The following is a 22,294-nucleotide window of genomic DNA, read 5'->3' as shown; positions in this document are numbered from 1 at the left end:
AGAGCCATGACCAAGGCCAAGAAGAACGGCATGGCGAGCTTCGCAGAACGGCCGGCGACTGACGGTTGCTGGTGCACTACTCCTACCTATCTACGGCTCGGGAACAGGCGTAAAGTCAGGGGAACCGATCATTATCCGGGCCATCGCATACTCGCTCGTCTGATAGACCTCCGAGCTCTGCCCCTGGCTCCGCTCTGATTTCATGTACTCACTGTGACCCGTCGAAGCCTCGGTGCGTTGACCTGGAGCAGGTTCGTATTCCTCGGTGGACATGTGATGGATGCCGTCCTGCTCGACGACATCCTTGCCGTATCGCTCTACCACACCCGGGATGTTCGCGACGGCGTCCTCGCGAGCCTCCCACGCATAGACGTGGTTCTCAGGGACATTCAGCTCCTTGCCACTGTCAGTACCGATTCCCGGGGAGCCGAAGAATCCTGCTTCGTCGACGCCCGTCTCATGGTCACGCAGGGCATAGCCTTGGGTGAGCGACCCCCAGGAATGGCCGAGCGCCGTCATGTGCGGGTTGTCCGCGCGAGATGCGTCGATACCGTTGTAGAACTCTGCGAGCTTCGGGGCTCCCTCCTCAGCCGAGTCACCGGTGACGACGGCCTCGAAAATCCCGTCAGGATTCGTTTGAGGCGGTTCGTACCCCAACCACGTGACTGTGGCCACCGACTCGCCTCTGCGGTTCTCGCGAGTAAGCTCATCCTCTGCGTGGCGCTTCAGCGCGTCAGTGTCTTGCACGTAGTCGTCAAGATTGGTGTCGACTCTCGAATTCATCCCAGGTGTGAACACCGCTACGTGGTCCGCCTTGTCTACGTCGCCATTCGCAACCGCTGCTTTGACACGCTCACCGGAAGTGTCAAGGAGCATGAGCTGTTTCCCAGCCTTCGGTTCACCGTGGCGGTCCGTCACTGTGCGCTCGACGGCAGCGAGACTGTCTAGCTTCTCCTCGGCCCGCGCGATCTTCCGGTTGATAGTCATCTCCTCCCCAACGCCTCCCGGACCGCCGTGCTCGCGCCGCTCGGCCTGAAGCTGCTTGATGCGGTTCTGCAGCCTGGTGCGCTCGTCATCGATCCGGAGCACGTTGGCAGCACTCCGATCAGATGCGGGTATGCCATCGCGATTGCCGACCTGACCAGGAAAGTCCTGGATAAAGCGCTTGCGCTGCGCCTCGCTGAGCGTGGCCCACCACGCAGCGTTCTGGGCAACAGTCGCGTCGCTCAGGGGCGGAGGGGTGGGGATCGTGAGCGAGCCGACCTTCGTGCCGGCTTTCCCGGCCGCGGCAAGCGAGGTGGCGTCGCTGTCGGCGTCGACGGTGTCGCCCAGAATCTTGTCCAGGACCTTGCAGAAGTCGTTGTCAACGTCGTCGGCGCTGCGCAGTACGTTCTTCACGCGTTCCTCGAGCTCGGTCTTCACCCGCGCTCGCTCTTCAGCGACGGCTTCCCGCTGGTCCTGCGGTGTGTCCGCTGGAACGCCGTGGTCGGCTATCGAGCCGTCATCGGCAATGCTGAAATTGTTCGCCTTGGCGACTTCCTCAGCCTCGGTGACACCGTTCTTGACTCCGCCGATGGCGTCGCTCGTCGCCGTGAACGCGGTGCGGGCCGCTGCGATCTCGCCTGTCCATTCGCCCAACGCCTCGACCAGCTCACCGCACCGGCTGCCCGCAGCTTGCGCTGCCTGCCCGGACCAGCCGTCCGGCGACTGAATCTTGCCCAAGTCTTCGCCTGCGTTGATCAGCTCGTTGTACTCCCGGTTCAACGGCCCGATGGCTTCAGCGAGCGCGCTGCCGTTCCACTGCTTGACATCGCTCCAGCTGACCATCAGACGGGCCTCCGGCCTCCGCCGCCGTCACCCAGGTCGGACCGAGCCGCCTCATCCGACTCGCGGTAGCGCTGCGCGGCAGTCGCCAGATCCTGCGCGTACTGATCGAGCGCACCGGACAGCTCGGCACCTGTGCCCTGCCAGTGCTCTTTCACCTTGGCCAGCTTGGCGACCGCCTTCGCGCCTTTCATACCCGCGGGACTATCCGGAACGACCGCAGCCGGATTGACCTGACGTACGGCTTCCGCCACGCCGTCAGCGGCATCGCCACTCTCGCTGATCGCCTCGATCTGTGCCTCGAACCCCACAAGACCGCCCCCTCGTCGTGTTCGTGTCATTACACACTGGCACCGCACATACAAACGATCAATCAGAAGCGACGTATCCAAGCCCTCCTACCTACCCCGTTCGGGGCGCGTTTTCGGCGGTGACGTCGGCGACCGTGATGCCGCGGACGCGCTGAAGAAGCTCCTCGACGGCCCGCTGCCGGACGACGTCGAGGCAGCACAAGACCCGTTCGACGTGCTCCAGTATGCGAACACGATCGACGAAGCGACGGCCGTGGCCGTCGAGTCCCGATTCCGCGAGCTCAAGGTGGATTCCGGTGCCGCCGACGTGATCCGCGCACTCGTCGACGCCGGCCACGTAATCGCCATCGTCAGCAACAAATCAGAGATTCGATGGGAACGGGAGAGAGTTTTCCCAGGTCAAACTATGTGGAGCTGAGGGGAATCGAACCCCTGACCTCTGCCTTGCAAAAGCAGCGCTCTACCAATTGAGCTACAGCCCCTAGGCCTGCGAACCGTGACGTTCGCGGGTGCCGGTGTCAGTTCTGGCCGGCTCCGGTGTTCGCCGGAGTGCTGCCGTTGAGGGACGCACCGTTGACGTGGGTGTCGACCGGTGCCGTGGCCTCGCGCCACAGGTCCGCCTCGGCCTTCGCATCCTTGTTGCGCTTGATGACGAAGAACACGCCACCCGCGACCACGGCGAACGCCAACAGCTTCTTCACGGCCGAAGCCTCCCTCTGGCACGAACTGACCCTGCCGTCTCGATCGTACTGCACCCCCTCCCGGGCGGTTTACGCGGTCCGGCCATGCGGGCAGCCGCCGGGTGCGCGGCCATGGGCAACGGCCCGGCCGCAGGTACAGGCACGAGAGGCACAGGAGGTTCACATGAACCGCAGGGACGAACAGCAGGAAGGCCTCAAGGGTGCCGTCGAGGACATCAAGGGCCGCGTGAAGCAGGCCGCCGGCTCCCTGCTCGGACACGACTCGATGCAGCAGGAAGGCAGTGCGCAACAGGACAAGGCTGAGGCCCAGCGCGAGGTCGCCGAGAAGGAGGCGCAGGCCAAGGAGGCCGAGCGCAAGGCCACCGAGTCCCAGGCGCGCGAGCGCTCCCAGCAGGAGTGAGAGCTCATGATCGCGGATGGTTCCACGTGGAACCATCCGCGATCTTGGCTGCACCGAGGACGTCCGGCCCTGTCGGTGATGCAGGTCGGGGCCACCGGCGCGCCCGGAGCGCCGTACCTGCAGAACGGCACCAGCCAGCCGATCCATATCTCTTGCAGACGCCAATCCAGGACATCTAATATCCAGGTTGTGCGGATGAACGAGGGAGTCGAGTGGGCGGTGCACAGCTGCCTGAACCTGGCGTGGCTGGGTGAGCGAGCCGTGCCCGCGGCCCGACTGGCGGCCTTCTACGAGCTGCCCGCGGCGTATCTCAACAAGCAGCTGCAGGCCCTGGCCCGCGCGGACATCCTGACCTCCGTGTCGGGCCCGCGCGGGGGATTCCGCCTCGCCCGGCCGCCGGAGAAGGTCACGCTGATGGACGTCGTCGTCGCCATCGACGGTGACGAACCGGCGTTCCGCTGCACCGAGATTCGCCAACGAGGCGGCTCGGGCGGCGGCGACGCCGATGCCTACCGCAAGCCGTGCGCGATCGATGCCGCGATGCGCAAGGCCGAACTCGCCTGGCGGCGCGAACTCGCCGGGCAGACGGTCGCCGACGTCATGACGACCGTCGAACACGCGAACCCCGGCGTGCCCGACAAGGTGCGGCGCTGGTTCGACGACACCCGCTGACGACCGCCACGGGGTGGGCGTGCGCTCACCCGTCCACAAATTCCGGATATTCAACATCCAGAAAAGGAGACAACGATGCAGGGACGACTCGTCGGTCTGCAGTCCGCCGCCGCGGGCGGTTTCAAGGCCATGTACGCGATGGAGTCATTCCTCGCGGGCAGCGACGTTCCCCAGGGTTTGCTGCACCTGCTGAAACTGCGCGTGAGCCAGATCAACGGCTGCGGCTACTGCGTCGACATGCACGCACGCGACGCCGCAGCCGACGGCGAAAGCACCGAACGCGTCAACGGGGTCGCCGCGTTCCGCGAGATGCCCTACTTCACCGAAGCCGAATGTGCGGCGCTCGAACTGGCCGAAGCCGCGACCCGGATCGCCGACAACCCGCACGGCGTTCCCGACGACGTGTGGCAGGCCGCCCGCAAGCACTACGACGACACCCAGCTCAGCACGCTGATCATGGCCATCGCCGCGATCAACGCGTGGAACCGCATCAACGTCACCAACCGCACCGTTGCGGGAACCATCACCCGCTAGGCCGAGTGCTGTTCCGCCCCCAAGGGCACTTTGGTCGCATTCAACGCAACCAAAGTGCCCTTGGGGGCATTCCGGTGGTGACGGTCAGTCGTCGGTGCCGCCGTCGAGCCAGATGCAGGGCGACGACGCGCCGAGTGACAGGTCGCCCTCGATGCTCTGGGTGACGGACATCCGGAACGCGTCGCCGTCGTGCTGCACCGACACGAACCGGTCGTCGGCGTCGCGGTGATCGGCGAGCACCCGGAAGTCGTGGGACGTCCAGTGCTCGACGAGCGCGTCGACGATCTCAGCGTTGCGGTCGCCGGGAAGGTCGTCGAGCCAGTACGTCTTGCCGACCTCGTAGCGGCCGCGCGGCCCGCGATCCTTCGGGTCATCGCATTCGAGCGCGTCGTCGCGCTGCACCGTCAGCGTGGGCTGCACGGGCAGCGCGGCGACGGCGCGTTCGATGTGTTCCTGCGCTCGCGCACGCGCCTCGTCGTGGGTCAACGTCCGCATGGCCTGTGCCCCTTCCCCTGGCGCGAGGTGCCGGTTCGCCTCACAACGGTCCCCTGCCCAGGATGATCGCCGCGAAGTTGCGCAGCGAGTCGGAATCGGTGTTCCAGTACTGCGAATGCGCCTCGGTGGACAGCCCCACGGTGAACCATTCGCCGTCGGCACCGGGATCGGAATCGAACACCGTCGCGCCGAAGTCCTCGTCGATGGGCTGCGGCCCGTGGGCGAAGTCGGGTGTCAGGCGGATGACGTCGTTCTGGGCCGTCGTGGCGAACACGCGGCAGTCCTCCGGCAGTTGCAGCTCCGACACGTGGTCCACACCGACACCGGGACTGCCGACGAACACCACCGCATCGACGTCGAGCAACGCTTCGGAAGCGGCGTGCCCGATCACCGTCGAACCGTAGCTGTAGCCGATGACCGAGTTGTAGGAACGCTCGCCGTCCCGGGTCGCACGCAGACCGTCCTGAAAGGACCGCAACGACTCCCCGCCGACCACGGCACGGTCCTTGCTCGCCGACTCCAGGAGGTCCTGCGGCGCGTCGTAGCCGAGCCAGGTGATCGTGGATGTGTTAGTGCGGCGGGACAACTGGCCGAGCCGGTCGACGATCGCATCCGACTTGTCGATCTCGGACCGGACGGCCTTCAGGCTGGTTCCGGTGCCCTGCACGTTCGTCACCACGTTGTCGGCCGTGTCCGGATCTCCGGTGGCGATGATCGCGCGGCCCCGGCCCTCGCGGGAGAACCCGACGAGGAACGCCCGCGGCCGCGCGCGGGTCGCGTCGCTGTCGATGTAGCGCTTGATCGCGTCCATGGCGCGGATGACGGCGCCGCGGTCCTCGTCGGGATCGTCCTGCTGCTGCGCCGTGATGTCGGCGTACTCGACGTCGAACAGCAACCGGTTGGCACGGTCGCGGTCGACGGTCGGAACCCCGTCGAGCGCACCGACCGTGGCCGGCTCGGCGGCGATCACCGATTCCCGTTCCTCGGCCGACAGGTCCCGCCACCAACCTGAGACCTCGACGGGGGAACCTTCCGCGGGAATCCCGCCGACCGGATCGGCCCTGTCACCCGACTCGACCGCCACTGCCGCCTCCACGGTTCGCACCACGCTCGACAACGCCGGCAGCAGCGTAACGGTGCGGCAGCGGCCACCACGGCCGGTTCGCGGGAATTCACCTGACTGCTTCAGCGGCCGCTCACACCGTTTTCCAGTGCCGCTCAGCCGCGTCGACGAAGTCGTCGGCGAACTCGTCGGGGAAGAACAGGCGCCCGCCGGGTATCTCGACGACATCCGTCACCCCGGGGACGAGGCGCTGCAACCAGTGCGCCCACTCGAGATGGAAGAACACGTCGGCGGTGCCCCACACCAACAAGGTCGGCACGTTGCACGCCTCCAGTTCGGGGCGGATGCGGCCGAGCTCGGTCGGCGCCAGCGACATCAACAGCCGCTCCATGAACCGCACCGAGTCACGGCTGCCGAGGATCGGCGCCAGGTAGTCCACCACCACGTCGTCCGGCAGCTCCGCGGGACGGCGATAACCCACCCTGAGGATCTGTTTCGCCAGCGCGGGCCACCGCACGACGGGACCGGTCACCCGGAACAGCCCGAGTCGCGACGCCCACGCCACCGGTGCGAACGCGCGCGGCGGCGTGTTGCCCTCGGTGTCGCAATTGGTCAGCACCCACGACGCGAAGCGGGACTCGTGGCGTGCCATCACGATCTGGCACACCCCGCCGCCGGTGTCGTTGCCGACGAGGTGCACGTCCCACAGGTCCAGTTCGGTGAGCACGGTGCCCACGGCCTCGGCCAGCCCCCACAGCGACGCCTCCCCCAGCGGCGGCGTGCACCCGTGGCCGGGCAGGTCCACCACGATGCACCGCCGGTGACCGCGCAGCCGCTGCACCACATTCCGCCACAGGCGCCCGTTGGTGAACACGCCGTGGACGAACAGCGTCACCGGCCCCTCTCCCACGTCGACGTAGCTGATGCCCCCGACCTGGTGGCGGTGGGCGGCGAACTCATCGGTCATCGACGGATCCTTCCGACTCGGCGGCCCTCAGATCGGCCAGCACTCCCACGACACCCAGCGCCGCGTAGGCACCCGTGGCGGTTGTCAGCCCGATGGCGGCACCCCTGCGCACGTCGCCGCGGACGACGTGGGCGAGGCCGTCGGCCGTGTCGCACACGTCCACCAGCAGCCCCAGGCGGCGCCACCGGCGTCGCGCCGAGCCGTCGGAGAGCAGGTAGCCCCAGCCCAACGCGAGCGCACGCGAGCCGAAGACCCTGATCAGATAGGTCAGTTCCGGCGTCGCGGACTCGTCCACGCCGGCGAGACGCGTGTTCGCCCTCGGCGTCACCAGCGATAGCGCTCCCCAGGCCAGCCGTCCCACCGCGGCGATCCGGAATGCGGTGTCGAGCCACGAGGCCTGACCCGGGGTGACGCATTTCGATGCGATGTGTGTCGATGCGCTCATGCCGACCGACGGTGGCACCGCCACGTGGGCGCGTCGATTACCCGTTCGGTAATCGCCCCGCGCACCGGAGCCGTCTACGGTCGGCGTATGACCGTCGGCCCGCTGCTCCGCGAATGGCGTACCCGCAGAAGGCTCAGCCAGCTCGAGCTGTCGACACAGCTCGGGGTGTCGGCGCGGCACATCAGCTTCGTGGAGACCGGCCGCTCCGGCGCCAGCCGCGGGTTGCTGTTGCAGTTCGCCGAGCACCTCGACGTGCCGCTACGCGCCCGCAACGAACTGTTGCTGGCCGCCGGGTACGCGCCCGCGTTCGGCGAACACCGGCTCGGCGACGGCGCGATGGAACCCGTGCGCCGGGCGATCGACACCGTGCTGACGGCACACGAGCCGCACCCCGCTCTTTCCGTGGACGACTGCTGGAACATCGTGGCCGCCAACTCCGGCAGCACACTGCTGCTCGAGGACGTGGCACCGGAGCTGCTCACCGCACCGCTCAACGTCCTGCGGCTGACACTGCACCCGAACGGTCTCGCACCACGGCTGAGCAACCTCCCCCAGCTGCGGACCTCGTTGCTGCACAAGGTCGACAGGCAGGCAACGCTCAGCGGCGATCCACGGCTGGCCGAGCTCTACACGGAACTGGTGTCCTACGGCGAACCACCACACGCCGGTGAACGAAACGGCGGCGATTCGAACGGGGAGACCGCGTACGGCGGGGATGCGCACAACGGAAGGTCCAGTGGTGGCGCACCGGCCACCGACGACCGGGTGTTCCTGCCGGTGCGGCTCCGCGTTGCCGACCTCGAACTGCAACTGATCAGCACCGTCACGACGTTCGGCACCCCGCTCGACACCACGGTCGCGGGACTGTCGATGGAGTCGTTCTTCCCCGCCGATGCCACCACGGCCGAGTTCCTGCGGCGGCACTCCGACACCGGTGCGACTCGGCTGGAACGGCTAGCCACGGAACATCCGCACCTGGTGCAGTACCTCGCCGGCAGTTGAGTTCCCGCCGTACAGCGATCGGCCGTCCCGGCGCATGCCGTCAAGTGGAGGCGCCCCTCGGTCGCCACCGGCCGAATCCACCCTCGCTATTGACGACCTGTCCCGTGATCCACACGGCCTCATCCGTGACGAGCCACCCGACGAGCCGAGCCGGGTCGTCGGGTTCGCCGTACCGTCCGAACGGGAACATCGGCTCGACCGTCCGCCATATGTCGTGGGTCAGGTATCCGGTGTCGACCGGACCGGGATTCACCGTGTTGACGCGGATTCCACGGTCGGCGAGCTGATCGGCGAATGTCGTCGTCATGCCGTGCAGGGCGGCCTTGGCCGAACCGTAGGCGATCTCGCCGGGCAACGGGCCGAGCGCCTGTCCGGACGTCATCAGCACCGCCGCGCCGCCGGGCCTACCGTCGTGAGCGTTCGCGAACGCCTGCAACAACAGGATCGTCGAACGCGCGTCGACGGCCCAATGGCGGTCGAGCTCATCGGCCGTCAGCTCACCCAGCGGTCCGTCGTGGCCGCTCATCGCGTGATTGGCAACGAGTATGTCGACGTGGCCGAATGTGCCGGTCGCCGCGTCGAAGACCCGTTGTGGCGCATCCGGTTCGGCGAGGTCGGCGTGAAGATCGGCGATCCGCCCGCCCGCAGACTGTTCCCTCACTCCGGCCAGGACCGCGTCGAGGTCGTCCGCGCCCCAGTCCTGTTCGCTGTCGTGTGGCACGAAATGGTGCAGGAACACGTTCGCACCGTACGACGCGAGCCTGCATGCGATGGCGTAGCCGATGCCGCCGCGTCTACTCACGCCCGTGACGACGGCAGCCCGGCCCCTCAGTGGGTACGGATCCCTCACTTACCGAGGATCACACGCGCCTCGGTCCGCCTCAACTCGGTTTCCACGGTGGGCCTGTCTGTCCCCATGTGGACGTCTCCTGTGGACAGTTGATTTATGGACCCGGGTCTCCACATCAGGCCGCGTGCGTAACCGAATCACCGCACCCTCGCGGGGGCGCGGGTGTTTTCCCTGTCGCGCAAAGACATTGGCCGAGTACTCCTTCCGCCTTACACCTGGGCCATGACGACCACACCGAAGTACTTGTTCGAACGTGACGAAGCCGAGGACGAGCGGCTACGGGCTCAGAGCGGCCTGCTCAACGCGATGACGACCGAACTTCTCGATCACATCGGGCTCGGACCCGGTTGGCGCGTACTCGACCTGGGCACTGGAGCCGGCGATGTCGCTTACCTCGCCGCCGACCGCGTCGGACCGACCGGATCGGTGTCGGGCATCGACCGCGACCCGGCGACCGCCGAACGTGCACAGGCCGATGCCCGGCGACGTGGCTACGCCAACGTCGAGTTCCGCACCGGCGACGCACAGACCTTGGAGGGGATCGACGGCGATTTCGACGCCGTGGTCGGCCGGCTGATCTACATGTACGTGGCCGACCCGGTCGAAGCACTGCGGCAGGCGTACGCGCGGGTTCGCCCCGGCGGGCTCGTGTGCCTGCAGGAGGCCGATCTCACCAACACGTGGGCGCATCCCATGACCCCGCTGTGGCAGCAGGCGTACGACTGGCTGCAGGAGACGATGCGGTTGGCCGGCGTCAACCCACGGATGGGCTACGACCTGTTCGCGACGTTCCGCGCCGCCGGACTTCCCGATCCGGAGATCGGGATCAGCTGGCGACTGCGCGGCGCGAGCGAGCTACCGGAGTACACGTGGGCCGACATCGTGTGCGGCACGCTTCCGCTCATGGAGAAATTCGGCGTCGCGACCCGGGAGGAAGTGCAACCGGAGACGCTCGGCGAACGACTCAAGGCGGATCTGCGCGAGCACGACGGCATCATGACCATCGGACCGTTTCCCCACGCGTGGACCCGCAAACCGTTCTGACGGCCGGCCGTCACGGCATGATGGACGCGTGTCGATCGAGGTGACGCTGGACGAGATCCGCGCCGTCGCGGCGTTCGCCGTCGGGTGTGCGGAGCCGGCGGTGGCGCTCTTCGAACGAGTGCGTCCGCAGGATCCGCGCGCACGGGATGCACTCGACGTCACCAGGACGTTCGCGGAGGGTGGGCGGCGGTCGAAAGCGATCCGCGACGCGGCGTGGGCGGCATGGCGGGCGTATCAGGAGACCCGCGACGCCGGCCTGACCGCCGCGAGCGAGGCCGCCCGGTCGGCGCATACGGCCGCGAGCTCGGCGTATCTGCACCCGCTGCCGAAGGCGACGCACGTCAGGCACATCCTGGGCGCGGCCGCTCACGCGGCGCGGGCGTGCGAACTGGAAGCCGGTGGGGACGCGGATGTCGCGGTCGAGCAACTCGAACGAGCGCGCCGGTTGGCCACATCTGCCGTGATCGACGTGCTCCGCCGCTACCCGGTCGCCCCCGCGGGCGGTAGCCGTCCGGGGGAGCTCCTCCGCACACTCGACACCACGCTGCGCGGCCGCGCCTGAGCCGGCCCGCGAACCCTCAACACGGTCCCCGGAATCGACAACACGGGCCCGCGAACCCTCAACGTCGCGTCCCGGGTGCAGAACACGCGTGCACGAATGCAGGACACGCGGTGCTGAGTGCAGGACACGCGCGTGGGGGGTATAGAAGACGAAGGCGCCTCCCGCATGGAGCAGGAGGCGCCTCAACACTCATTGCTACTACCAACGCCCCCTCTCCCGGTTAGGAGAGGGGGCGTTGACGTGCGGTGGGCCCAGGAGGACTTGAACCTCCGACCTCATCGTTATCAGCGATGCGCTCTAACCGCCTGAGCTATGGGCCCGTGCAGCGATGAAAACTCTACCTCACCGCCACTACGGGGTTGACGCGGGGTCGCTTCGCCGTCGTCCGACTCATCGCTCCGCCCGTCATGGCCCGTCACACGCCATCGCGCCGCTCGTCACTCCCGCTCGGAGAGCGTCACCTCGAGGCCACCGGCGAGGTCGGCGGACACGTTGTAGATGAACGCGCTGACCGTGGTCAGAGCCGAGATCAGCACGATGTTGACGGCACCGACGATGGCGGCGATGCCGAACACCCTCGGCGCCGTGATGAACGGGTCGCCCACACCCTCGGTGGCCTCTCCCTGCACGAGCGAGGTGTAGGTGCCGTTGATCTGGTCCCACACACCCATGCCTTCGAGCACGGTGTACAGCACACCGACCGCGACGAGCCAGATGAAGAACAGCGCCACACCCAGCACGAGCGACAGCTTGAGCACCGACCACGGGTCGAACCGCTTGACCTGGAGGCTCGCGCGACGCGGCCCTCGGCCCGGCCTGCGCAGTGCACTGACCGGCGTCGACCGCTTCGACCCTCCACCGGAGCCCGACGCGGCGCCGACCCCCTCGGGGGAGGCGAGCTGGTCGTCACCGGCCTCGGGCCCACGGCCGCCGAACAGTCTGCCCGCGGCGGTACCGCTCACCACCTGCGTGTCGGCGTCGCTGCCCGAGTAGTCGGCTCCCGCGGAAGCCGCGGCGTACTGCTCCGTCGGCTGCTGGTCGGCCGACTGGTACGCGGTCGATTGGTACGACGCCGACTGGTATGAGGCCTCGTCGGCGGGCAGTTCGCCCGACGACCAGCGCTGGCCGAAGCCGTCACCGTCGGATTCCGACACGGCGTCGACATCCTTCGCGACCCGCTGCCACGGCGGTGCGACCTCGTCGTCGGTACCCGCGTCGGCGCCGCGCTGTTCGGTGTTGTCGGGTGGTGTCACTACCGGTCAGTCCCTCGTCCGCGCTTGCGTCTCGTGCCTACCGTTTACTCTTGCTCGTCCTGGGCGGCTCCGCCCTCCGAGGCCGCGTCATCGGCGTCCACAGCCTCTTCGATGTCGGCAGGGGCGGAGTCGGTCTCCCCTTCCGTCGAGGCTGCCGCATCCGATGTAACAGCACCATCAGCCGCGCCGTCCGCATCCTCGGCGGCCCCCTCGTCGGGGACGTCCAAAGGCTTGTCGGCATTGCGCGCGACGGCCAGCAGGGTCGTTCCCTCGTCGAGGTTCATCAGGCGAACACCCTTCGTCTGCCTGCCGGCCTTGCGCACGTCGTCGGCACGCGTCCGGATGACCCCGCCACTGGAGGTGATGGCGTACAGCTCGTCGTCGGACTCGACCACGAGTGCCCCCACCAGCCTGCCACGCTTGCGGTCCTGCTGAATGGTGAGCACACCCTTGCCGCCGCGGCCCTGCACCGGATAGTCCTCGATGTCGGTGCGCTTGGCGTACCCGCCGTCGGTCGCGACCAGCAGGAACGTGTCCTGCTTGACCACGCTGATCTTGAGCAGCTCGTCACCCTCGTTGAACCGCATACCCAGCACACCCGACGTGGCGCGGCCCATCGGGCGCAACGTCTCGTCCGTGGCGTGGAAGCGGATGGACTGGCCTTCCGCGGACACGAGCAGCAGGTCGTCGTCGGCCGAGGCGAGCACCGCGCCGACGAGCTCGTCACCCTCACGCAGGTTGACCGCGATCAGCCCACCCGAGCGCGCCGAGTCGAAGTCGGTCAGCTTGGACTTCTTGACCAGACCGTTCCGCGTGGCCAGGACCAGGTAGTCGGCCGCCTCGTAGTCCGGGATGTGGATGACGCCCGCGATCTCCTCGTCCGGCTGGAACGCCAGCAGGTTCGCCACGTGCTGGCCGCGGGCGTTGCGGCCAGCCTCGGGCAGATCGTAGGCCTTCGTGCGGTACACGCGTCCCTTGTTGGTGAAGAACAGCAGCCAGTGGTGCGTGGAGCACACGAAGAAGTGCTGGACGATGTCGTCCTGTTTGAGCGTCGCGCCCTGCACGCCCTTGCCGCCGCGCTTCTGCGAACGGTACGAGTCCGTCTTGGTGCGTTTGGCGTACCCGGTGCGGGTGATGGTGACGACGACGTCCTCTTCGGCGATCAGGTCCTCGATGGACACGTCGCCGTCGTAAGGAATGATCTTCGTGCGGCGCTCGTCGCCCCACTTCTCGACGATCTCGGTGAGCTCGTCCCTGACGATCTGCCGCTGCCGCTCGGGCTTGGCGAGGATGTCCTCGAGATCGGCGATCTTCGCCTCGATCTCGGTCAACTCGTCGATGATCTTCTGACGTTCCAGTGCGGCCAGGCGGCGCAGCTGCATGTCGAGGATCGCGGTGGCCTGGATCTCGTCGATGTCGAGCAGCTCGATGAGACCGGTGCGCGCCTCGTCGACCGTGGGCGAGCGCCGGATCAGCGCGATCACCGCGTCCAGCTGGTCCAGCGCCTTGACCAGACCGCGCAGGATGTGGGCGCGTTCCTCGGCCTTGCGCAGGCGGTACCTGGTGCGCCGGACGATGACGTCGAGCTGGTGGTTCGTGTAGTGCCGGATCATCTGGTCGAGCCGCAGCGTGCGCGGCACGCCGTCGACCAGGGCCAGCATGTTGACGCCGAAGTTGTACTGCAGCTGGGTGTGCTTGTAGAGGTTGTTCAGCACCACCTTGGCGACCGCATCGCGCTTGAGCGTGACGACGATGCGCATACCGCTGCGGGAGTTGGTCTCGTCGGCGATGTCGGCGATGCCGGTGAGCTTGCCGTCGCGCACCAGCGTCGCGATGTTCTCGACGAGGTTGTCCGGGTTGACCTGGTACGGCAGCTCGGTGACGACCAGCGTCGCGCGGCCCTTGTTGTCCTCTTCCACCTCGACGACCGCGCGCATGCGCACCGAGCCGCGGCCCGTGCGGTAAGCCTCGGAGATGCCCTGCGTGCCGAGGATCAGGCCGCGCGTCGGGAAGTCCGGCCCCTTGATGCGCTGCATCATCGCGGCGAGCGTTTCCTCCTCGCCCGCCTCCGGGTTGTCGAGCGCCCAGATGACGCCGTCGGCGACCTCGCGGAGGTTGTGCGGCGGGATGTTCGTCGCCATGCCCACCGCGATGCCCGAACCGCCGTTGACCAGCAGGTTCGGGATCCGGCTGGGCAGCACGTCCGGCTCGCGCGTCCGCCCGTCGTAGTTATCGGAGAAATCGACGGTCTCCTCGTCGATCTCCCGCAACATCTCCATCGCGAGCGGGTCGAGGCGGGACTCGGTGTACCGCATGGCGGCGGCCGGGTCGTTGCCCGGAGAGCCGAAGTTGCCCTGGCCGTCGATGAGCGGGTAGCGCATCGACCACGACTGCGCCAGGCGCACGAGAGCGTCGTAGATCGCCGAGTCGCCGTGCGGGTGGTAATTGCCCATCACGTCGCCGACGACGCGGGAGCACTTGTTGTACCCGCGGTCGGGCCGGAAACCCGAGTCGTACATCGAGTACAGCACCCGGCGATGCACCGGCTTGAGCCCGTCGCGCACGTCCGGCAGCGCTCGCGACACGATCACGCTCATCGCGTAATTGATGTACGAGTTCTGCATCTCCTGCTGGAGATCGACCGGCTCGACACGACCGTGCTGGCCGTCGGGGGGCAGAGTTTCAGTCACGGCTGGTTGGTTCCTTTCACGCCTGATCCGGATGGCTCGCGAGTGGACGGGGGTCCGCTGCGGACTCGGCGGATCAGATGTCGAGCATTCCGGCGGCCTTGGCGTTACGGGTGATGAACGAACGGCGGGCGTCGACGTCCTCGCCCATCAGGACGGAGAACAGCTCGTCGGCCGTAGCGGCGTCGTCGAGGCTGACCTGCAACAGCACCCGGTTCGTCGGGTCCATCGTGGTCTCCCACAGCTCGTCCGAGTTCATCTCGCCGAGACCCTTGTACCGCTGGATACCGTCTTCCTTCGGCAACTTCTTGCCGGCCGCGGCGCCCGCTTCGAGCAGGCCGTCCCGCTCGCGGTCGGAGTAGGCGTACTCCGCGGTGGCACGCGGCCACTTGATCTTGTAGAGCGGCGGCTGCGCCAGGTAGACGTAGCCGTGCTCGATCAGCGGGCGCATGAACCGGAACAGCAGCGTCAGCAGCAGCGTGCGGATGTGCTGGCCGTCGACGTCGGCGTCGGCCATCAGCACGATCTTGTGATACCGCAGCTTCGAGATGTCGAACTCGTCGTGGATGCCGGTGCCGAGCGCGGTGATCAGTGACTGCACCTCCGCGTTCTTCAGCACGCGGTCGATGCGGGCCTTCTCGACGTTGATGATCTTGCCTCGGATCGGCAGGATCGCCTGGAACATCGAGTCCCGGCCCTCCTTGGCCGAACCGCCGGCGGAGTCACCCTCCACGATGTAGAGCTCGCACTGCTCGGGGTCGGTCGAGCGGCAGTCCTTGAGCTTGCCCGGCAGTCCGCCGATGTCCATCGCGCCCTTGCGGCGCACCAGGTCACGGGCCTTACGCGCGGCGTCGCGGGCCTGCGCACTCGAAATGGCCTTGTTGATGATGGTCTTGGCCTCGGTCGGGTTCCGCTCGAACCAGTCCGACAGCCACTCGTTCGCGTTGGTCTGCACGAACGTCTTCGCCTCGCTGTTGCCCAGCTTGGTCTTGGTCTGGCCCTCGAACTGCGGCTCGCCCACCTTGATCGAGATGATCGCCGTCAGACCCTCGCGGACGTCGTCGCCGGTGAGGTTGGCGTCCTTCTCCTTGAGCAGCTTCTTGTCGCGCGCGTAGGCGTTCACCACGCGGGTCAGCGCCGCGCGGAAGCCCTCCTCGTGGGTACCGCCCTCGTGCGTGTTGATCGTGTTGGCGAACGTGTAGACCGAGGGCGTGAACCCGTTGTTCCACTGCATCGCGACCTCGACCTCGAGGCCGTCACCGGCGGTCTCGAAGCTGACGATCGTCGGGTGGATCGGGTCCTTCGTGTTGTTGATGTGCCTGACGAAGTCCTCGAGCCCGCCCGGGTAGTGGTAGGTGCGCTCCTTGATGCGGGCCGCTTCCCCCGCGGCGTCCTCACCGTTCTCGTCCGGCACCCGCTCGTCGCGCAGCACGATCGTCAGGCCCTTGTTGAGGAAGGCCATCTCCTGCAACCGGCGCGCGACCGTCTCGGCGTTGTAGTCGGTGGTCTCGAAGATCCCCGGGTCGGCCCAGAACGTGACGGTGGTGCCGGAGGCGTCGGACGGACCGGCGTCGACGAGCTCACCGGGCTCGGAGTACTTGTAGTGCTGCGTCCACTTGCGCCCGTTGCGGTGGATCTCGACGTCGAGCGCGGTGGACAACGCGTTGACGACGGACACGCCGACGCCGTGCAGACCACCGGAGACCGCGTACGAGTCGCTGTCGAACTTGCCGCCCGCGTGCAGCACCGTCAGCACGACCTCGACGGTCGGGCGCTGCTCCTTCGGGTGCAGTTCGACCGGGATACCGCGGCCGTCGTCGACGACGCGGACGCCGCCGTCGGCCATGAGCGTGACCTCGACCTTGCTCGCGTACCCCGCCATCGCCTCGTCGACGGAGTTGTCCACGACCTCCTGGATCAGGTGGTGCAGGCCGCGCTCACCGGTGGACCCGATGTACATGCCGGGGCGTTTGCGGACGGCCTCGAGACCCTCGAGGACCGTGATGGAGGACGCACCGTATTCGTTCTCGTTCTCTGCCACCGGCCTGACTTCTCCTCACCATCGCCACACGCGCACGCGCGCGGGGAATTCTGGGGCGCGGGCACCTTCTCGGCTCACCGTCTCGCACGCGCTCACACGGGGTTTCCGCGCGCCGATCCGGCCCACCGGTCCTAGTTTACTTGGCCAGTCTCGCTCACATGCATCAAGGACACGTCTGATTTCGCCAGAGAGCGACGATCTCGACCCTGATCGGGTCCCGGGGCTGACCCGATCAGCGCCGCCGCGTCTCGGAGAAATCGGGCGCCCGCTCTTCGGTGGGGGTCAGCCGTACGTGTCACGCGGCCCCCTGCCGGACACATGACGTGGCCCCTTCCGCCAGCTCGGAGCGGCAGGGCCCTGGATCTTCATGCGTTTGACGACGCCGTGTCCCACCCCGGAGGCGATCTTCGCGAGGAGCTGCCGCTGCAGCAACCGCAGCTGTGTGGCCCACGCCGTCGACGACGCCCTGACCACCAGTTCTCCGTCGGTCAGGCTCACCGGCTGGGCGTGTTCCGCCACGTCTTCACCCACGAGGGTGGCCCACCGGCCGAAGACGTGTCCCCCGGCCAGGCGGTCGCTCCAGCCGAACTGCGTCGCCATGCGCGCCGCGATCCGGCCGAGGCTCTGCGGGTCGCGCTCGTCGGCGCCCGCACCCGACCACCGGCGCCTGCGGGGGTTCTGCGCCGTCTGACCCTGCTTGCCCGGTGCGCCCGGCTTACGCCTGCCCGGTTCGTGACCCCGCGTCTTCGCGCGGTCCTGGGCGGCCTTCAGGACCGAGTGCGCCAGGTCGCGTCCACTTTCCGCGGTCTCCGGTGGTTTCGGGGCACCTGCCCGGTCCACGTCGGTGGCTGCGGAGTGTGCACGACCTGTGGACGGAGCGCCACCGCGGCCGTCGGCGTGCGGCTTGTCCCCAGATGCGGTAGGCGCCCCCGCGTCGGAGACTGCTCCGGTCGGTGCGGTACGGTCACGCTCCGTCGCTCGATCGGACCTTTCGTCCTGGTATCCCCCCTCGCGGGGAGTATTGACCTGCTGATCACGGTCTGCGGTTACCCACTGCGATAACAAATCCAGGGTGTTATCCACACTGTCCACAGACTTATCCCCAGTTTGGCGACGTTTAGCTGTGCTGTCGGTCACGCCGCGTCGCCGGTTTCCCGTATTGCGGGTGCTGTCAGTCACGTGTTACCTCACCCTCCGCGACCGCATAGCGGATGCCGGTCAGCTCGGTCGGCACGTCTTCATCCACAGCGGCCGTCACGAGCACCTGCTCGGCACTCAGCGCGACCTCCGCCAACCGCGCCCGCCGCCGCTTGTCCAACTCGGCGAACACGTCATCGAGCATCAGCACCGGCTCACCCCCTGCCTCACCGCGCAACAGCTCGTACGAACCGAGCCGCAACGCCAGCGCGAACGACCACGACTCGCCGTGGCTCGCGTACCCCTTCGCCGGAGTGTCACCGAGCACCAGGTCCAGCTCGTCGCGGTGCGGTCCGACCAGGCTTACCCCACGTTCCAGCTCCGCCGCCCGCGACTCGCCGAGCGCCACCCGCAGCACCTCGGCCAGCCGCTCCGGATCGGCCCGCTCCCCGCTCGGCTCGCCGTACCCCTCCGGCAACGCCTCGCCCAGGCTCGACCGGTAGGCGATGTGCGCGGGCCGCGAATCCGGTGCCACTCCCGCGTAGGCCTCCGCGGTGTGCGGTGCCAGATCCGCCACGAGATTCAGCCTCGCCGCCAGCAGTTGCGCCCCGGCCTTCGACAGGTGGTCGTCCCACACGTCCAGCGTCGACGCCGCGTACGGATCGTCACCGCGCTTCTTTCCCGCCGACTTCAACAGGGCGTTGCGCTGCTTGAGCACCTTGTCGTAGTCGGATCGCACCCCCGCGTAGCGCGGCGCGCGCTGCACCAGCAGCTCGTCGAGGAACTTGCGGCGCTCACCCGGGTCCCCCCGCACCAGCGCGAGGTCCTCGGGTGAGAACAGCACCGTGCGCAGGATCCCCAGCACATCCCGCGGTCTGCCGACCGCACCCCGGTTCACGCGCGCCCGATTGGCACGGCCCGCCGCGATCTCCAGCTCGACCGTCAGCTCCCGGTCCTCGTTCACGACCGCGGTCCGCACCAGTGCGCGTTCACATCCCTGCCGCACCAGGGGCGCGTCGGTCGCGACCCGGTGCGAGGAGAGCGTGGCGACGTAACCGATCGCCTCGAGGAGATTCGTCTTCCCTCGTCCGTTCTGCCCGACCAGCACGGACGGGCCCGGCTCGAGCGGCACATCGACGTGATCCCACGAGCGGAAATCGGTCACCTGCAGGTGACGGATGTACACGTCGTTATCCGGCTGCCTTCGTCACTCGCCGGCCTTTTTGACACTGTGCCCGCCGAACTGATTTCGCAGCGCGGCCACGGCACGCATCGCCGACGAGTCCTCCTGGCGTGAGGCGAACCGCGCGAACAGCGCCGCCGAGATGACCGGCGCGGGCACCGAGTTGTTGATCGCCTCCTCGAGCGTCCACCGGCCCTCGCCCGAGTCCTCGACGTAGCCTTCGAGCTCGCCCAGGTCCGGATCCTCCTCGAGCGCACGGATCAGCAGGTCCAGCAGCCACGACCGGACGACCGTGCCGCGCTGCCACGCCTTGATCACACCGGGCACGTTGTCGACGACGTCGGAGGCTTCGAGTAGCTCGAAGCCCTCGGCGTAGGCCTGCATCAGGCCGTACTCGATGCCGTTGTGCACCATCTTCGCGTAGTGACCGGCACCGACACCGCCCGCGTGGGCGAAGCCCTCCTCCCGCGGCCCCTCCGGGCGCAACGCATCGAAGATCGGCATCGCACGCTCGATGTCCTCGGCGTCACCGCCCGCCATGAGGCCGTAGCCGTTGTCCTTGCCCCACACGCCGCCGGACACCCCGACGTCGACGTACTTCACACCCTGCTCGGCGAGCACCGCAGCGTTGTGACTGTCGTCGGTGAACCGCGAGTTACCGCCGTCGATGATGAGGTCGCCGCTCGAGAGCAGACCGGCGAGCTCCGCGACCGTCGCCCTGGTCGGCTCGCCCGCGGGCACCATCACCCACACGATGCGCGGCGCGTCGAGCGTCTTGGCCAGGTCCGCGAGCGACGAGACGTCGCTGACGTCCGGGTTCTGGTCGAATCCGACCACCTCGTGCCCGGCGGCGCGTAGCCGCTCGCGCATGTTGAAACCCATCTTTCCGAGGCCGACCAGTCCGAGCTGCACCATCGAAATGCTTTCCCTTGGTAGTTGCGTGTGCTTGCTGCTGCGTCTGCTGGGCGGGTTCAGCCGGGCAGGCGCACAGGCATGAGCAAGTACAGATAGCCGGGTACCACGTCGCCGTTCTCGTCAGCCGGCTTGATCAGCGCGGGCCGGTTCGGCGTGGTGAACGTCAGCTCCGCACGGTCGGCGTGCAACGCGGCGAGACCGTCGGCGAGATAGCCCGGGTTGAACGCGATAGCCACCGGCTCGCCCTCGAAGTCGACGGGCAGCTCCTCCTCGGCGCTCCCCTCGTCGTCGCCACCCGCCGACAGCCGCAGCGAGCCGTCACCGAACTCGAGCCGTACCTGCGTCCCTCGCTCGGCCACCAGCGACACCCGCTTGATCGCCTCGGTGAGCGTCGACACGTCGATGACGGCGCGGCAGCTGTGCTCGCTCGGCAGCAGCTGGCGGTACGGCGGGAACTCGGCGTCGAGCAACCGCGTCGTCGTGTACTTGCCGGAACCGGTCAGGCCGAGCAGGCCGTCGCCGCTGGCGAGTCCGACCTGAACCGTCGACCCGCTCGTACCCAGCGACTTCGCCGCGTCGGCAAGCGTGCGGGCCGGCACGAGCACGGAGGCGTCACCCAGTTCCTGGGCGGGCGACCAGTTGAACTCCTTCATCGCCAGCCGGAACCGGTCCGTGGCGACGAGGGTGAGGTTCTCGCCGGAGATCTCGACGCGCATGCCGGTGAGCATCGGCAGCGTGTCGTCCTTCCCGGCAGCGACGGCGACCTGGGCCACCGCCTGCGCGAACGCCTCACCCGCGACCTCGCCGGCCAGATCCGGCTGGGCGGGCAGCTGGGGATAGTCCTCGACCGGCATCGTCGGCAGGGAGAACCGCGCGCTACCGCAGGTGATCGAGGCACGTGCCCCGTCGACGGCGATCTCCACCGGCTGAGCGGGCAGCGCCTTGGTGATGTCGGCGAGCAATCGACCGGACACCAGCGTGCGCCCGCCGTCGGCGATCGTCGCGGGGACCCCGACCGTCGCCGACACCTCGTAGTCGAAACCGGACACCGTCAGCGCATCGGAACCGCCGTCACCACCGGCGTCCAGCAGCACTCCGCCCAGCACCGGAACCGGCGGCCGGGACGGGAGGCTGCGTGCCACCCAGGCAACGGCGTCAGCGAGGCCATCACGCTCGACGCGGATCTTCATGGCGCCCATCCTTTCGACGGCCCGAGCCGCCGTAGCTCGAAAGACGACAAACGACCACCTGCCGACTCCTCTCGTGGTTCGAGACGAGCCCGGACCGTGGCTGTAGCGGGTCCGCCAACCTACAGCTTGTCGACATGTCGATGCATCTGCGCCGTCGGACCGGATGCGGACCGGACCCGACCGACATGGAGACAGCCGCTGCTCGAGCGGACCGGATGTGTGGGTCTCCACGGTAGAGCCTGGGACCGCCGCGGGTCATATCGGGCCAGGGGCTTCCGAGCGGGTTCGTCCCCATCTTCAGGCGCCCTTCTCTTTTTCTTTTGTTCTTCTAAGAGAGATCTTTTGTCCAGCCGCAGTAGTAAGCGTTGTGAGTTGTGTGGACGCGGCTCGTTCGCCCTGGTCGGCAGGCGTGGCGGCGTGTGGAGGACAGGGGGCGGCAACCGGTGGACCAATCAGGGGTCGATGTGGGTGGTTTGAACCGTCCTCAGGTGGCCCACAGTTGTCCCCATGGTTATCCCCAGTTGTGGGGACGGTTGTGCCCAAGACCTGTGCGCGGCCGACGTGAGACAGATCGCCCGTCGGGGTGACGGATTTCTTGGCACACAAGGATTTCCACACAGTGGGGATGTTTTCCCTGCTCGTTCGTGCACAAGTACGGCGAGACGGAGCCGGTTGTACTGCGGCGTTGCGGTCAGCGCGTCGGTGGACATCCTGCGAACAGGATGCGGACAACCCTGTGGATGCTGTGGACGTCCGGTGGATAACCCGGCCGGAGATCGGGAGCGAACGGTTTTCGCGTTGTGAAGCGGAACCCGACGAAGGTCGCCTGTGCACAGTGGACGGATCGGCCGAACGGGCCTCGAGACGGCCTCCCGGCGGGTTCGCGGCCGGTTCGAGGGCCGGTTCGCGGTCGGTTCCGGAGGGTTCCGGGCGTTGGTTCGAGGTCTGTCGGGAGCGGTTCCGGTCGGCCGAGCCGGCCTCGCACCCTGCCTCGGAGCCGGATCAGACCACCGGCCCG

General features: G+C 67.8%; 22 protein-coding genes and 2 tRNA genes. 6 read left to right on the top strand and 18 right to left on the bottom strand.

Annotation, left to right across the window (positions count from 1 at the left end; all coding sequences use genetic code 11):
• Positions 1 to 90 precede the first annotated feature (90 nt).
• From LY40_RS07835 to LY40_RS07815, 5 genes are all read right to left on the bottom strand, one after another.
• Complete coding sequence (locus tag LY40_RS07835; protein ID WP_258936381.1) at positions 91 to 1,827, bottom strand: alpha/beta hydrolase; 1,737 nt, start codon at positions 1,825 to 1,827, stop codon at positions 91 to 93.
• Positions 1,827 to 2,135, bottom strand: coding sequence for a type VII secretion target (locus tag LY40_RS07830; RefSeq protein WP_258936380.1), 309 nt, complete (start codon positions 2,133 to 2,135; stop codon positions 1,827 to 1,829). Before LY40_RS07830 ends, LY40_RS07835 begins: the two co-directional genes overlap by 1 nt.
• A gap of 91 nt (positions 2,136 to 2,226) precedes the next feature.
• Positions 2,227 to 2,472, bottom strand: a complete 246-nt coding sequence (locus LY40_RS07825; RefSeq protein WP_258936379.1) for a hypothetical protein — start codon at positions 2,470 to 2,472, stop codon at positions 2,227 to 2,229.
• A gap of 72 nt (positions 2,473 to 2,544) precedes the next feature.
• Positions 2,545 to 2,617: transfer RNA gene (locus LY40_RS07820), tRNA-Ala, on the bottom strand.
• Between the two features lie 36 nt (positions 2,618 to 2,653).
• Complete coding sequence (locus LY40_RS07815; RefSeq protein ID WP_183780938.1) at positions 2,654 to 2,836, bottom strand: DLW-39 family protein; 183 nt, start codon at positions 2,834 to 2,836, stop codon at positions 2,654 to 2,656.
• Between the two features lie 163 nt (positions 2,837 to 2,999).
• Here LY40_RS07815 and mbp1 point away from each other — a divergent pair, with 163 nt between their 5' ends.
• The 3 genes from mbp1 to LY40_RS07800 all read left to right on the top strand — a co-directional run bounded on the left by mbp1 (position 3,000) and on the right by LY40_RS07800 (position 4,442).
• Positions 3,000 to 3,236, top strand: coding sequence for a microaggregate-binding protein 1 (gene mbp1 / locus LY40_RS07810; protein ID WP_183780941.1), 237 nt, complete (start codon positions 3,000 to 3,002; stop codon positions 3,234 to 3,236).
• Positions 3,237 to 3,425: 189 nt separating this feature from the next.
• Positions 3,426 to 3,908: an RrF2 family transcriptional regulator gene (locus tag LY40_RS07805; RefSeq protein ID WP_258936378.1), complete on the top strand. Its 483-nt coding sequence runs from the start codon at positions 3,426 to 3,428 to the stop codon at positions 3,906 to 3,908.
• A gap of 75 nt (positions 3,909 to 3,983) precedes the next feature.
• Entirely contained in the window at positions 3,984 to 4,442 is a 459-nt protein-coding gene (locus LY40_RS07800; RefSeq protein WP_372497721.1) for a carboxymuconolactone decarboxylase family protein, read from the top strand.
• Positions 4,443 to 4,526: 84 nt separating this feature from the next.
• Here the strand turns inward: LY40_RS07800 and LY40_RS07795 are convergent, their stop codons facing one another.
• The 4 genes from LY40_RS07795 to LY40_RS07780 form a co-directional block, all read right to left on the bottom strand.
• The gene (locus LY40_RS07795) at positions 4,527 to 4,937 is read right to left on the bottom strand and encodes a hypothetical protein (RefSeq protein WP_258936377.1); all 411 of its coding nucleotides are present in this window, start codon (positions 4,935 to 4,937) and stop codon (positions 4,527 to 4,529) included.
• Positions 4,938 to 4,977: 40 nt separating this feature from the next.
• On the bottom strand, positions 4,978 to 6,033 hold the full coding sequence (locus LY40_RS07790) for an alpha/beta hydrolase (RefSeq protein WP_258936376.1): 1,056 nt from the start codon (positions 6,031 to 6,033) through the stop codon (positions 4,978 to 4,980).
• Positions 6,034 to 6,133: 100 nt separating this feature from the next.
• Positions 6,134 to 6,967, bottom strand: a complete 834-nt coding sequence (locus tag LY40_RS07785) for an alpha/beta fold hydrolase (RefSeq protein ID WP_258936375.1) — start codon at positions 6,965 to 6,967, stop codon at positions 6,134 to 6,136.
• On the bottom strand, positions 6,957 to 7,412 hold the full coding sequence (locus tag LY40_RS07780; RefSeq protein ID WP_183780963.1) for a hypothetical protein: 456 nt from the start codon (positions 7,410 to 7,412) through the stop codon (positions 6,957 to 6,959). Before LY40_RS07780 ends, LY40_RS07785 begins: the two co-directional genes overlap by 11 nt.
• An 87-nt stretch (positions 7,413 to 7,499) precedes the next feature.
• On the opposite strand from LY40_RS07780, the gene LY40_RS07775 reads away from it, so the two are divergent.
• On the top strand, positions 7,500 to 8,414 hold the full coding sequence (locus tag LY40_RS07775; RefSeq protein WP_258936374.1) for a helix-turn-helix domain-containing protein: 915 nt from the start codon (positions 7,500 to 7,502) through the stop codon (positions 8,412 to 8,414).
• Positions 8,415 to 8,454: 40 nt separating this feature from the next.
• On the opposite strand, the gene LY40_RS07770 is transcribed toward LY40_RS07775, so the two are convergent.
• Complete coding sequence (locus LY40_RS07770; RefSeq protein ID WP_183780969.1) at positions 8,455 to 9,264, bottom strand: SDR family oxidoreductase; 810 nt, start codon at positions 9,262 to 9,264, stop codon at positions 8,455 to 8,457.
• Positions 9,265 to 9,486: 222 nt separating this feature from the next.
• Between LY40_RS07770 and LY40_RS07765 the strand changes: the two genes are divergently transcribed.
• A complete protein-coding gene (locus tag LY40_RS07765; protein ID WP_258936373.1) occupies positions 9,487 to 10,308 on the top strand; it encodes a class I SAM-dependent methyltransferase in 822 nt (273 codons plus the stop codon).
• Between the two features lie 28 nt (positions 10,309 to 10,336).
• Positions 10,337 to 10,870 carry a putative immunity protein gene (locus tag LY40_RS07760; RefSeq protein ID WP_258936372.1) on the top strand — a complete coding sequence of 178 codons (534 nt, stop codon included), beginning with the start codon at positions 10,337 to 10,339 and terminating at the stop codon, positions 10,868 to 10,870.
• A 246-nt stretch (positions 10,871 to 11,116) separates the two neighbouring features.
• On the opposite strand, the gene LY40_RS07755 is transcribed toward LY40_RS07760, so the two are convergent.
• From LY40_RS07755 to dnaN, 8 genes are all read right to left on the bottom strand, one after another.
• Positions 11,117 to 11,190 (bottom strand) — tRNA-Ile (locus LY40_RS07755).
• 117 nt (positions 11,191 to 11,307) lie between these two features.
• On the bottom strand, positions 11,308 to 12,123 hold the full coding sequence (locus tag LY40_RS07750; protein ID WP_183780976.1) for a DUF3566 domain-containing protein: 816 nt from the start codon (positions 12,121 to 12,123) through the stop codon (positions 11,308 to 11,310).
• Positions 12,124 to 12,167: 44 nt separating this feature from the next.
• Positions 12,168 to 14,813, bottom strand: a complete 2,646-nt coding sequence (gyrA, locus tag LY40_RS07745) for a DNA gyrase subunit A (protein WP_258936371.1) — start codon at positions 14,811 to 14,813, stop codon at positions 12,168 to 12,170.
• 73 nt (positions 14,814 to 14,886) lie between these two features.
• Complete coding sequence (gene gyrB / locus LY40_RS07740; RefSeq protein ID WP_183780980.1) at positions 14,887 to 16,851, bottom strand: DNA topoisomerase (ATP-hydrolyzing) subunit B; 1,965 nt, start codon at positions 16,849 to 16,851, stop codon at positions 14,887 to 14,889.
• Positions 16,852 to 17,133: 282 nt separating this feature from the next.
• Entirely contained in the window at positions 17,134 to 17,691 is a 558-nt protein-coding gene (locus tag LY40_RS07735) for a DciA family protein (RefSeq protein ID WP_258936370.1), read from the bottom strand.
• A gap of 331 nt (positions 17,692 to 18,022) precedes the next feature.
• Positions 18,023 to 19,174, bottom strand: a complete 1,152-nt coding sequence (gene recF / locus LY40_RS07730) for a DNA replication/repair protein RecF (protein WP_183780982.1) — start codon at positions 19,172 to 19,174, stop codon at positions 18,023 to 18,025.
• Between the two features lie 21 nt (positions 19,175 to 19,195).
• Positions 19,196 to 20,146, bottom strand: coding sequence for a phosphogluconate dehydrogenase (NAD(+)-dependent, decarboxylating) (gene gnd, locus LY40_RS07725; RefSeq protein ID WP_228726266.1), 951 nt, complete (start codon positions 20,144 to 20,146; stop codon positions 19,196 to 19,198).
• The gene (gene dnaN, locus LY40_RS07720) at positions 20,143 to 21,276 is read right to left on the bottom strand and encodes a DNA polymerase III subunit beta (RefSeq protein ID WP_258936369.1); all 1,134 of its coding nucleotides are present in this window, start codon (positions 21,274 to 21,276) and stop codon (positions 20,143 to 20,145) included. Before dnaN ends, gnd begins: the two co-directional genes overlap by 4 nt.
• Between the last annotated feature and the right edge of the window lie 1,018 nt (positions 21,277 to 22,294).

It is taken from the genome of Prauserella salsuginis, from assembly GCF_024648885.1.
In the GTDB taxonomy this organism is placed as follows: Bacteria; Actinomycetota; Actinomycetes; order Mycobacteriales; family Pseudonocardiaceae; genus Prauserella; species Prauserella salsuginis.
This window is presented reverse-complemented; position numbering and strand designations above follow the sequence as displayed.